The following is an 11,288-nucleotide window of genomic DNA, read 5'->3' as shown; positions in this document are numbered from 1 at the left end:
GACCGTGGGTGTTAGGTGTCACCTCGGAGCACGTGACGTTCGTCCGGCTTCAGAACGTGCGGAACCACTATTGGCACGGCGGAGCCTGGGCGGAAGAACGGGTTTTCCTTGAACGCTCCGCTCAGGCGAGCGCCCAAGACATTCCTCATGATCTTCAGGATGGCGAAGAAGGCTGCGATTCGCGTGGGACTGACCTGACCGTTCGCCGAGCCGGTGTTCAGTGAAACCCGGGCGGGCCCGAAAGCGCCATCAAGTTCGCTTGGAGTGCCCGGTAGGCAAGTTCGAACAAGACCGACGTAAGGGAGCTTTGGATCCGGCGGAGTGTTGCCAATAGGTGTACGGCAGCAACTCGCGTACCACCGCAACATCCCTTTGTCGCTCAAGCGCACGCAGAGCAAGCGCTCCGCGCCCTTTGTCAGGTGAACGTGACGGGGCAGCGTGGCGATGATGTCGGTGCCACCTTGGTCATTCAGAATGCCCTCCGGCGTGCCCAAGTAGCGGGCGAAGGCTTGGCAGTCTCGGCAGTAGCACACGGCCCGACCTGCGGCGCCGGGTGATGTCAGAAATCCCTCGATAGCGCCGCACTGGCAACGCAATGGGTAGTTCATGGCGCGAGCGTAGCGCAATCGATCGCCTTGTGACGCCTAGGTCCGAGCTGGGGGTGGTTTGAAGCCAGCGCACCTTTGCTAAGCGCGAACGCACATGGATTGAAAGACTTCTGCGGATAGATCACGAACCCGCGCGTGCCGCCGCTGGTTGCAGACGACCTGCGCTGGCACGATGTTCAAGTGACAGTGCCATCCTTGACGGATGCAGGCTCGATTGCGGGCGGACTGGATGGATGCAGCACCCATGGGCAGATCTCCTTGGGGCAAGACCAGATGAATGGAATTGCGCCAGGAGAGACACTCTTCCATGGACGCGGGGCCAGCAGCGGCCAGGGTCGCACGACGATCGGGAAGCTCAGCTGAAAAATTTGCGCACTGCCGAGCTTGTGCCTGAACGGCGGCGACATACGATCACGCGACCTCGCCGACGAGGACGGTTCCGGGGCGCAACCCGGTCATCCGACGAATCTTCGCAGTCCGTTCTTTCGCAGTCCGTTCTTCAACTGCAACTGTGGACACCGTGTCCACCTGGAGCGCGCCATGAATCGCCGCACGATCCTCACTGGGTCGCTCATGACCGCACTCGGCCTGGGCGCGGGGTTGCTGGGCCCGCAGGCAACTGCTGCGGAGCCAACCGTCGCGGGCACATGGGTCCTCAATGTGCCGGCATCCAGGTCCACGGACCCCATGCCGAAGAGTGCCACGCGAACCTACGAGCTCGTTAGGAATTCCGAACGAATGACCGGCTCGGTCGACACCGCTGATGGCAAGGACAGCCCCTCGCAGGACCCGGGCGTGGACACCGTCGTTCTGACGCCGATCGACGCGCGGACGGTGAGCTTCGTGACGAAGCTGGCACGAAAGAGCGTCTACAGCGGCACGCGCATCATCTCCGAAGACGGAAAGACCATGTCGCTAACCACGAAGGGCGTCAATCCCGCTGGCAAGCCGTTCGAGTCCACGATGGTCTTCGATCGGCACTGAGACTGATTGGCCTCGTCATGCCTTCGACGGTTTCGGCCCAGGACTTCGCCTTTGCGGGATTCGCGGTACGCGAAATTGCGGTCAATGGCGCCACGATCCACACGCGATCAGGCGGTTCAGGACCGGCGGTCGTGCTGTTGCATGGCTACGGGGAAACCGGGGACATGTGGGCCCCCCTGGCCGTCGACCTCGCGCGCGACCACACAGTGGTCGTCCCCGACCTGCGTGGGCTAGGCCTGTCGTCCAAGCCGGCGGGCGGCTTCGACAAGAAGAACCAGGCCGTCGACGTGGACGCCCTGCTCACGGCATTGAGTGTGAAAGAGGTCGACATCGTAGCGCACGACATCGGCAACATGGTGGCGTTCCAGTTCGCCGCACAGCACCCCGAGCGTGTCCGGCGGCTGGTGCTGATCGACGCGCCAGTCCCCGGCGTCGGGCCGTGGGAAGAAATCCTGAAGAACCCGTTGCTGTGGCATTTCCGCTTCGGCGGACCCGACATGGAGCGTCTGGTCGCCGGCCGCGAGCGCATCTACCTGGACCGCTTCTGGAACGAGTTCTCGGCGTCTCCCGAACGCTTCAGCGAAAGTGCCCGGCGCCACTATGCCGCGCTCTACGCACTTCCCGGCGCCATGCACTCCGGCTTCGCGCAATTCGCCGCGTTCGACCAGGATGCCATCGACAACCGCGCTTTCTTGGCTCGTGGCCGGCTGAAGATGCCGATCCTTGCGGTGGGTGGCGAAAAGTCCTTCGGCCCGACGATGGCCGCGGTGATGCGTGCCGCCGGCGACGACGTGACAGAAGGCATCGTTCCCGATTCGGGGCACTGGATCATGGAAGAGAACCCGCGAGCTACGATTCGCCTGGTCCGCGACTTTCTTGCTCGATAGGAGACGCCGGCCCTGAGCCACTGCCTGTCACTCGAGGTGCGCCGGGGGGTGGGCGGCAACACCACCGATCGTCATGCCGTGCAGCTCAAATGGCTTTCAGCATTGATCGATGGCAGCTCCTGGCCGATTTCGGTCGTCGGCGGGGGAAGCTGAGCAGAGGGGGAGGAATTGGCTGGAGTCCTCCCATGCTCGTAAGAGAGGACGGGCAGAAGCTGAGCCACCGAGAGCGCCCCGCTGGTCGGCCACGAGTCCAGCGCGGAAATTGAAGGCATGCCCTTGCCTACTTGAAAGGGGTCCCGAGGGGCGAACTAGGCGACCGGCGGAGTGGCCGTGCCAAGTAAGTGGCAGTCCTCCCCCGAAACAGGCAAGCAGAACAAATTGCGCACGGCCTGTGGTCCGAGCACTTCGAGTGCTGCATCGACGGAATGGAGCGCTGAGGAGGGCAAGACTTTCCCAGGGAGTTCACACGATGGCTCTGCTGCACTCCCTCGAATCGCTCGATTCCGGTGCGTTGCGCGCCGGAGGTCCGGCTTCTTCTTGCGCGATGGAGGCAGTAGTTTTTCCACTTGCGCAGACGGCGCCGGCGCGCGGCGTGCACGGTAGTCCGCGACCTACCGGCGGTCGGAGGACGCGACGACAGACCCCGACAAGCCTATCGCAAAAATGGGCGGCTTGTCATCGCAACCCCAACAACCAACGCCGCTGCATCCCTACTGCCAGGCACGACCAGCCCCGTAACCGAGGAACAGGTGGAGTCCTTGGATTTCTGCACGAACTTGGTGCGGCGGATGTGGACGAACGCTTGAAGCACGCCGATGGAAAACGAAGAACAACGCGGCCAGGACGACAAACCGCGTATGGACTCCACCGGCGACGCGGCAGCGGTCTTCACGTTCTGGCGCACCCAAGGGAAGCGGGCGGAGGACGTTCCTCTCGAGTGGCGCGAGCCATACGTCGCCTGGCTGCGCAAACAGGCCATGCCGCCGTTCTAGGCCTCCCCGCATGGCCCGCCGCCACGCCGATCAACGAGAAATATAAGAACAGCAGAGGTATCGGTCGTGCGGTCGTACTACGTTCTGTTGTCCGACGATGACGTCGAACTCGAGGCCCAACTGGCGCGTCTGTTGCGTCTTCATGACTACGTGCCTCAGGGTACCGGTGACGGAGCATTGTCCCCGATCGCTCTATTCCAAACGGACTTAACGGTATGGTTCAGCGATGGCACTGACGTCGATTCCATTTCGGTTGTCCATCGGGAGCGAGAAGACATCCAGGCGCGGCTGGCGTCGCTGACCGAGCGCGAGCAGCAGGTACTCTCGGGCGTTGTGGCGGGCCGATTGAACAAGCAGATCGCCTCGGAAATGGGCATTGCAGAGAGGACCGTGAAGATCCACCGCGGCCGCGTGATGGCTAAGATGGCCGCCGCGTCGCTGGCCGAACTGGTGCGCCTCTGCGAACGCGTGGGTCGATGAGGCGCGGGCTCGGCCTCATCTGACGCGAGTTCCACTGGCGTGGAACGTTGAGCCGGCCTTTTTGACCATCACTGAGAAGAGCGACGGCGGCACCGTTTTGGGGATGGCGTCAAAGACTGCAGCGTCTTGCGGAACCCGCGACGTAGCAATCAACCCATAGCCCGGCGCAGGAAAGAACCCCCATCGCACTCGCGAGGTGGCTGGGGAATGCTGCGCCGCAAGCGGCGAATGAGTAAGACCAATGTCCGATGGCAGACAGTGAAGGAAACGATAAGCTTTTGGGAATCGTCGCTTGCGCAGGCCGTCGTCGCTCGTGCTTTTCTCAGCGCCACGAAAGGAGTGCGACTGGAGCCATGTGTGGTGCGCGGTACGACGATCAAAACGCTCTGGGAATGGGTTGTCAGATCGCATTCATGCTCGACGCCAGGATGATTCCAAGCTGCAACACGAAGCTGGCGTGCGCCAGCCAAAGGCACGCCAGCCCTTCCCAAAGCCCGGCGATGAGGGCGCCCGACGCCCACGCCCAGCGGCCAAGCGCCGGATTCCGCGGACAGACTGGGTGGATCACAGCAAGAACCATGGGTCACCGCCCACGACGTGACCAAATGCATGTCTACTGGAGCTGATGACCTGCAGCGATACACGCATGCCCTTCAGGAGCGAGTGAAGGAACTGGAGTGCCTCTACGCCGTCGCGCGAATCACGGGCCAAGCCGAGCTGTCCGACGATGCGCTGAAGGCGATTTTGCAAAACTTGGCGAAGGCATATCAGTATCCTCAGGTCACGTATGCCAAGGTCGAACTCGAGGGGCGGGTCGATCAGACCGATAACTACCGGACCACCGAATGGCGACAGCGCAGCGTCATCCAGGCGGACGGCCGTGACTTCGGGTTTGTAGAGGTAGGTTACATCGAACCTCGCCCAGACGAGGACGAGGGGCCGTTCCTCAAGGAGGAGCGCGACCTGATCGATGCCATCGCGGGCCTGATAGCCAGCTATGCCAGTCGGGGGCGAGACCGCGCCAAACTTGTCGAGAGTGAAGTGCAGCTTCGGCACTTAGCAGACGCAATGCCCGAAATCCTGTATCGAGGCAGCGGCTCTTCTGACTCCAAGCTCACCTTCGTCAGCCCAGCTGTGGTGCGCCTGCTCGGCTTCACTCCCGACGAATGGTTGCAGGGGCGGGAGCGCTGGGTTCATCAGTTGCACGATGAAGATCGCGACGTTGTCCTCCGCGAGTTGGCGGCGGCGCGTGCGAGTCCCGACGTCGAGTTCTTCACCACTGAATACCGAATTTGGACGAAGGATGGCAAGACCCTGCGGTGGGTCCGAGATAGCCAGCACATCGAGCGTGATCAGGAGGGCAACGTGGTTTCATGGGTCGGCGTGGTCAGCGACATTACCGATCGCAAGCACCTGGAACAGGAACTTCAAAAGGCCCATCGACGCAAGGACGCCTTTCTGGCCACGCTCGCGCACGAGCTACGCAATCCACTCGCACCGATCCGCAACGCCTTCGCACTGATTCGGCGAGGTGGCGATCGTCCTGAGATCGCAAGTAAGGCCCTAGAGATGGGCGAGCGGCAGATGGGCCAGTTGGTGCGCGTCGTCGATGAGCTTTTGGACGCTGCACGCATCAGTAGTGGAAAGATTGCACTGCATCTGGAGTGGGTCAGCTTGCGCAGTGTTGTCGAACATGCGGAGGAGTCGAGCCGTCCACAGATCGAAGCCGGCAAGCATCAACTCACCATCGAGCTGCCGGAGTCCGAGGCGCTGTTGCAGGCCGATCCGTTAAGGTTGGCTCAGGTTCTGTCCAACCTCTTAAACAACGCCGCAAAGTACACCGAGAGTGGCGGACGCATCCACCTGGCAGCGAGGATTGTGGCCTCTGATCAGGCGCTCGTGATCGAGGTTCGGGACAACGGCATTGGTATGGCGCCTGACGTGCTGCCGACCATTTTTGACCTTTTCCTGCAGGGCGCCCGTTCGCGTCACCGAATCTGGCAGGGGCTAGGCGTTGGGCTGCCGCTGGCAAGGTACTTGGTCGAACTGCATGGAGGCAGGCTGGCTGCTGCCAGTGACGGCCCGGGCCTGGGAAGCACCTTCAGCATCTACCTGCCGTTAGTGGCTACGCCCGCGCAAGCGATAGACGGGGGTGGCGAGGCGAGCGTAGCGCCGAACCCGCTTCGGCTTCTCATCGTGGATGACGAGAAGGACGTGGCGGACTCTACCGCAATGCTCTTGCGCGAAGACGGTCACGAAGTGGAGATTGCCAACGACGGCACAACGGCAATTGAGATGGCGCTCGCCCGTCCACCCGCAGTGGTGCTCCTGGATATTGGGATGCCGGGAATGAACGGCTACGAAGTTGCACGCCGATTGCGTGCCGAGCGCGAGCTTGATGCCACATGGCTTGTTGCCCTGACCGGGTGGGGCCAAGAGCAAGACCGACGCAGGTCTGAGGCGGCTGGCTTCGACCAGCACCTTATCAAGCCAGTGAACTCTGAGACGCTGGAAGCGCTATTGGGCGCGTGCTCTGCTTCCCGGTGTTAGTCCGCAACCTCAAATCGACACCGAGAATCCGACCGCGCGCATCCGTGGTGCTCGCGAGCGGCGCCCGAGTTCGGAAGCTGGGCGTGCCTGGCGAGAAGGAGCCAAGCGAGCTGGCATGCCTTCAGCGGGCAGTCATCCCAGGTCGCGCGCTGAGCGGCACATCCCTCGCCGTTCTCATCTTTCTTGGGGAGACAACACGGCGCGCACTTCTGAATCAAGGCGAGCCGCTCGCCGATCAAAAGCAACGCATCCGCTCGCCTTGGCCCTCTACGCGCGCTTCATGGTCGCAACAACCGTACGTCCTCCGACGGCAGCAAACGACCCGTAGCGAACATCGAGGCATCAAGGCGAGGGGTCAAGGTACTCCTGCCATACGCTCGGGGCGCTGCCTTCCTTCTGAAGGTCGCACGTTCGACGGTGGCGCTGGGTCACTTTCCACGGCCAGGCGAGGCGAGGAGCCGATCGAACACCATTCGCTCTGCCCAAAGCTCCTCATCGGCGCAAAGCGCGCAGTCGACCCGGGCCAGCCCGTTCGCGTCGAATTGGGCAAAAGCCGACGCGGAGTAGCCCGGACCTCCGCCGGTATGCCCGAATACCGGGCCGGCGGGAGAGGCAGGATCCCCCATGATGCCCAGGCCATAGCTCGGCTCGTACCACGGCGGATGCACCCCTGGAACACGCCGCATGCGCACCATCTCCGCCATCGTCTTGGCACCGAGCAGCCGCCCTCCGAACAGCGCCTCTATGAAGCGGACGAGTTCCTCCGCGGTGGATGCGATCAGGCCGTGTAAAACCCATCCCGGGTGGTAGCGTGCAGGGACACTTTGCGATTGACCGTCGACAGAAATCTGCCTGGACAGCGCCGGCGCCAGATCCTCCATGGACGCTTGCGAATCGACGACACGGGTTCGGGAGAGAGCTAGGGGACGGCAGATCTCCAATGCCACGATGTCTCGAAAGTCGAGGCCATGCACGGCCTGCAGAATCTCCTTGAGGAGCATGTAGCCCGGATTGGAGTAGGCCCACCCTTGCCCCGGCGGGAAGAGAAGAGGCTTCGCAAGGGTATGCGCCCGAAAGGTGTCAAACGTCCACGGGTTGCCGGGATGCTGCCGGACCGCCTCGTGGTACGCCTTGACACCTCCGTAATCTGGAAGACCGGAGGTGTGTGAGAGCACGTGTCGAAGGGTGATACCGCTTTCAAGCTCGGGAAGATTCGAAAGGTGTAGCAGCGGTGCGTCCAGCGCGAGTCGGCCCTGCTCCACCAATCTCAGGATGCACACAGCGATGAACACCTTGGTGACGCTGTAGATCGGGAACTGAGCTTGCGGCAAAGTTCCGCCGATCTCCAGTCCATCAGAGCGGCTCCAGGTTGCAAGTGCAAAAGGGGGTTCGGCTACGGACATGTCCCTTCAATTGTGAATTGTGACGCGAGTTCTTCGGCTCATGCGCTCAACGAGGGGGCGTTCCAGCGCCTGACTGTGGCCAGCACTCTAAGACGGCTTCGGATGTCTGTTTCTGGCCGGAGGCAGCCATCGAACTCCGGATGTCGCCGCAGCGCCTCAGGATTGGTTGACATGAGGGCTCCGCGGCACGTCAGCCGGGGACCTGCTCGAGCGGATGGTTTGCCGGTGCCGGCGGCCGCGCCGGGACCAGTCCATATCGCGCCATCACTTGGGCCAACTTCACTCGATCAGGCGGCCCGCCCGCATTGACGACGGCGCCGACATCGTGGAAGTACCGCGGCCCGATGTCCGGCGTCATGATGACCAGCGCGCGCACAGCGGCTTCGGTCTTGTTGATGAAGTGATGTGTCGAGCCCCGCGGCGTCGACATCCAGTCGCCCGGCCCGAGGTCGCGCGCTCCCCCGTCGACGGAATAGCGAAGCAGGCCTTCCAGGACGTAGACGCACTCCTCGTTGTCGGCGTGGCTGTGTGGCGGGGGAACGATGGCCCCCGCAGGCACCGTCATCTCGAACACGCCCAACCCGCCCTTTCCCGCACCATCGACGAGATAGCGGATCTCGAGTTGGCCTACCTTGATCTCTTCACCGTTCATGACCTTCTCCTGGGTTCGTTGCCGGGCCGGATATCGGTGCCGGTGCGATGAATCTAGAACGTTGCTGGAATCTGATAAATAGGGTCTAGTTCAACTCATTGTTGCGAGGGCATCGCTAATGAGAAACAGGCTGGCCGGCATGAACGTGTTCGCGGAGGTGGTGGGCGCGAAGAGTTTTTCCGCCGCCGCCGACAAGCTCGGCATCTCAAAATCGCTCGTCAGCCGGGAGGTCAGCGCGCTGGAGCGCTCGCTGGCGGTGAAGCTGCTGAACCGCTCGACGCGCAAGCTCAGCCTGACCGAAGCCGGCAGCATCTTGTACGAGCACTGCGTGAACATCCTGCACGAAGCGGAGCTTGCCGAGCGGCGCGTGACGCAGGCCCAGTCCGAGCCGGCCGGAATCGTGAAGATGACCGCGATCCCGGCGTTCGCCGTGCGGCACGTGTTGCCGGCAATCGTCGAATTCCAGAAGCAGTATCCGAAGATCCAGGTCAAGCTCTCCTGCAGCAATCGCACGGTGGACTTGGGCGCCGAGGGCTTCGACATCGGCATCCGGTCGTCGCCCCCGGCGCCGAACCTGGTCGCACGAAAGCTCGCGATCAGCCGGCTCGTCCTGGTCGCCTCGCCTGCATATCTGGCGAAGCGCGGCACGCCGCGCCGGATCGAGGACCTGGAAATGCACGACTGCGTGTTCTTCCCGATGCTCGCGCCCAAAGGGATGTGGACGTTCCGGCGCGGCGGGCGGAAATACATGCTGAAGGTTCCGGCCGCATTCGAGACCGATGACATGGAGGCCGTCCGCGCGGCCAGCCTTTCCGGCCTCGGCGTGGCCCTGCTGCCGCTCCACATGGTCGACGCGGACGTGCGCCAAGGGACCCTCGTGCCGTTCCTGCGGCAGTTCCAGCCGGTGCCCGAGGGCAGCATCTATCTTGTCTACCTGCCCAATCGCACGCATCCTTCACGGATGCGGGTGCTCATTGACTTTCTCGTCGCGCGCTTCGGTCCCGTGCCGCCCTGGGAGGAGGGTTGGTAGCGACCGGCGGCGCAAGCCGAGTGGTGTGGAACTACGATGCGGCAAACGTGTTTGACCTTTCCCTGCGGGTGAAGCGCCTGCGGGGCCGGGAGAAGCCGCTAGCTCTGCAGTTCGACGGCTGCTTCCGGCCAGAAGCTGCCCTCATGGCTACGGGCTAGAAAACGATGGGCGAGAGCTAAAGGCGATCCGGCGCCGACCGCTATGCCATTGGAGGAATGGGCATCGTTCGCACCGCAGTCCCCAAAATGGTCGAAGGGAAGGATTCAGCATGTCAGGCCCAGACTGCCAGGGCACGGCCCGGGCCTCGCGCGGGCGACCTGGCCTATCCGCGCGTCATGCAGCGCAGCGGCACGGGGCGGCAGGATGCGGCGAGAACGCATACCCGGCGCGGTGCAAGCGTTCGTATAGGCATCCGGTCCCGAACTCCCATCCCGGCGGCATACGCGTCTTCCAACGGTGGCTGTGGTCCAGGGCGTCGGCCTCGGCCTTCGTGATCTCCACGATGGCAAGATAGTCGCGCAGCCAGGCGGCGACCTCGGCGACGCTTGTTCCCTCTGCGAGCATCTCGTTGCTTCGATCTCGCAACAACTTGAGGGGAACCACGTGTTCGCGGCGACCCGTCCCGTTCGCACCTTTGCCCACCGGCACGTACTCGTCCGGAATGAAATCCTCGAACGCCCGGGAGCTGGCGCCGACGCCCGCCCGCCTCCGGAGATCCAGGTAGCGCACAGCGCGCACAGCCGCACGGGCACGCAGCGTCTTTGCGTCAGTCACGCGCTCTGCCGCGAGCTCGCTCTCGAAAGGCGCGCAGGCGCGAGCCACGTCGTCGGCCGACACGTTCGCGGCCGCGCACGCATCGGGAAACCAGTCGCGGGCCATCCAGGTCGCAGCGGCGGTGACCGGTGTCGTGCGAGCAGCGAGAATTACTGATCGCACGCGCGCCCAGTTCGAGCGCGGCCGCTCCAGCCCGGGTTCCAGGAGGGCATCGCTGGCGCGAGTGTTCGCGCCGACGCCCTCTTCGACGCTCTCGGCGTAGTAGCGGGCCAGCGTGACGATCCGGTCAATCAGGAACTCCGGCATCGCGCAACGCGCCTGGATCTCCCGTGCGCGGTGCAGACCAGGGCCTGTCGCTTGGCGCTGGATGGCCTCGATCCCGCCCGGTGCCATGAGATCAGTGTCTAAGAGGACCTGGATTCCGGGCATCCCGGCCTCCGGCCAGTTTCGCGCAATCCACTCCTTCGAGGCGAGTCCTCCGGGCGGCATTCCCTTTGCGATCAGTTGACTCGCCACGCTGTAGAGGGCCACGAACTTCAGGCAGTCGCCGACTTCGCGGAACTTCTCGCAATCAGCGGCGAGGCTGGCAGGTGCGGCGTCCTGCCCTTCGATCTCAAAGGCAGCGACCACGTGGCCATGATGGAGCCACACCCAGTCGATTTCGCCTGCGGCGCCGTTACCCAGTGAGACACGGAACTCGCTCTGAACTTCGAAGCCTGCGGTTCGCCCAGCTCGACGAATGAGTTCGGCGAGGTCGTGCAGAGTCAGGTGGTGGGGGTTGGAGGTGTAGCCTCCGAGCACTTCTCTCAGCATGTCCGCTCCTGTGTGACGATTATCGGTGCGCGACTGTTATCGGCCAAAAGCAGCGTAATGGCCTGCCCGGCATGTGCCCCTGCGAGCGGTTTTTGGGGAAGGGCGGCGAAAATAG

Annotated in this window: 10 protein-coding genes; 6 read left to right on the top strand and 4 right to left on the bottom strand. The window is 63.2% G+C overall.

Going from position 1 to position 11,288, the window contains the following annotated elements:
- Window positions 1-11: 11 nt before the first annotated feature.
- Entirely contained in the window at window positions 12-608 is a 597-nt protein-coding gene (locus GON04_RS21740) for a DUF6151 family protein (RefSeq protein ID WP_220132892.1), read from the bottom strand.
- A gap of 540 nt (window positions 609-1,148) precedes the next feature.
- Here GON04_RS21740 and GON04_RS21735 point away from each other — a divergent pair.
- From GON04_RS21735 to GON04_RS21715, 5 genes are all read left to right on the top strand, one after another.
- Entirely contained in the window at window positions 1,149-1,592 is a 444-nt protein-coding gene (locus tag GON04_RS21735; protein WP_157400078.1) for a hypothetical protein, read from the top strand.
- A gap of 17 nt (window positions 1,593-1,609) precedes the next feature.
- The gene (locus GON04_RS21730; protein ID WP_157400077.1) at window positions 1,610-2,479 is read left to right on the top strand and encodes an alpha/beta fold hydrolase; all 870 of its coding nucleotides are present in this window, start codon (window positions 1,610-1,612) and stop codon (window positions 2,477-2,479) included.
- 815 nt (window positions 2,480-3,294) lie between these two features.
- On the top strand, window positions 3,295-3,471 hold the full coding sequence (locus GON04_RS21725) for a hypothetical protein (protein ID WP_157400076.1): 177 nt from the start codon (window positions 3,295-3,297) through the stop codon (window positions 3,469-3,471).
- 87 nt (window positions 3,472-3,558) lie between these two features.
- Window positions 3,559-3,951 carry a response regulator transcription factor gene (locus GON04_RS21720; RefSeq protein ID WP_232533164.1) on the top strand — a complete coding sequence of 131 codons (393 nt, stop codon included), beginning with the start codon at window positions 3,559-3,561 and terminating at the stop codon, window positions 3,949-3,951.
- Between the two features lie 663 nt (window positions 3,952-4,614).
- A complete protein-coding gene (locus GON04_RS21715; RefSeq protein ID WP_181653702.1) occupies window positions 4,615-6,501 on the top strand; it encodes an ATP-binding protein in 1,887 nt (628 codons plus the stop codon).
- Between the two features lie 428 nt (window positions 6,502-6,929).
- On the opposite strand, the gene GON04_RS21710 is transcribed toward GON04_RS21715, so the two are convergent.
- A complete protein-coding gene (locus GON04_RS21710) occupies window positions 6,930-7,904 on the bottom strand; it encodes a serine hydrolase domain-containing protein (protein WP_157400074.1) in 975 nt (324 codons plus the stop codon).
- Between the two features lie 190 nt (window positions 7,905-8,094).
- A complete protein-coding gene (locus GON04_RS21705; protein WP_157400073.1) occupies window positions 8,095-8,556 on the bottom strand; it encodes a cupin domain-containing protein in 462 nt (153 codons plus the stop codon).
- Between the two features lie 139 nt (window positions 8,557-8,695).
- Between GON04_RS21705 and GON04_RS21700 the strand changes: the two genes are divergently transcribed.
- Window positions 8,696-9,586, top strand: a complete 891-nt coding sequence (locus GON04_RS21700) for a LysR family transcriptional regulator (RefSeq protein WP_181653701.1) — start codon at window positions 8,696-8,698, stop codon at window positions 9,584-9,586.
- A gap of 333 nt (window positions 9,587-9,919) precedes the next feature.
- On the opposite strand, the gene GON04_RS21695 is transcribed toward GON04_RS21700, so the two are convergent.
- On the bottom strand, window positions 9,920-11,173 hold the full coding sequence (locus GON04_RS21695; protein WP_157400071.1) for a hypothetical protein: 1,254 nt from the start codon (window positions 11,171-11,173) through the stop codon (window positions 9,920-9,922).
- Window positions 11,174-11,288 lie beyond the last annotated feature (115 nt).

This window comes from Ramlibacter pinisoli (assembly GCF_009758015.1).
Lineage (GTDB): Bacteria > Pseudomonadota > Gammaproteobacteria > Burkholderiales > Burkholderiaceae_C > Ramlibacter > Ramlibacter pinisoli.
Note: the sequence above shows the minus strand (reverse complement) of the source record. Positions and strands in the feature narration are given on the sequence as shown.

Bases quoted from the DNA above. Each gene is read 5' to 3' on its own strand.
- GON04_RS21740 (WP_220132892.1), bottom strand. From the start codon at position 608: ATGAACTACCCATTGCGTTGCCAGTGCGGCGCTATCGAGGGATTTCTG.
- GON04_RS21735 (WP_157400078.1), top strand. From the start codon at position 1,149: ATGAATCGCCGCACGATCCTCACTGGGTCGCTCATGACCGCACTCGGC.
- GON04_RS21730 (WP_157400077.1), top strand. From the start codon at position 1,610: ATGCCTTCGACGGTTTCGGCCCAGGACTTCGCCTTTGCGGGATTCGCG.
- GON04_RS21725 (WP_157400076.1), top strand. From the start codon at position 3,295: ATGGAAAACGAAGAACAACGCGGCCAGGACGACAAACCGCGTATGGAC.
- GON04_RS21710 (WP_157400074.1), bottom strand. From the start codon at position 7,904: ATGTCCGTAGCCGAACCCCCTTTTGCACTTGCAACCTGGAGCCGCTCT.
- GON04_RS21705 (WP_157400073.1), bottom strand. From the start codon at position 8,556: ATGAACGGTGAAGAGATCAAGGTAGGCCAACTCGAGATCCGCTATCTC.
- GON04_RS21700 (WP_181653701.1), top strand. From the start codon at position 8,696: ATGAACGTGTTCGCGGAGGTGGTGGGCGCGAAGAGTTTTTCCGCCGCC.
- GON04_RS21695 (WP_157400071.1), bottom strand. From the start codon at position 11,173: ATGCTGAGAGAAGTGCTCGGAGGCTACACCTCCAACCCCCACCACCTG.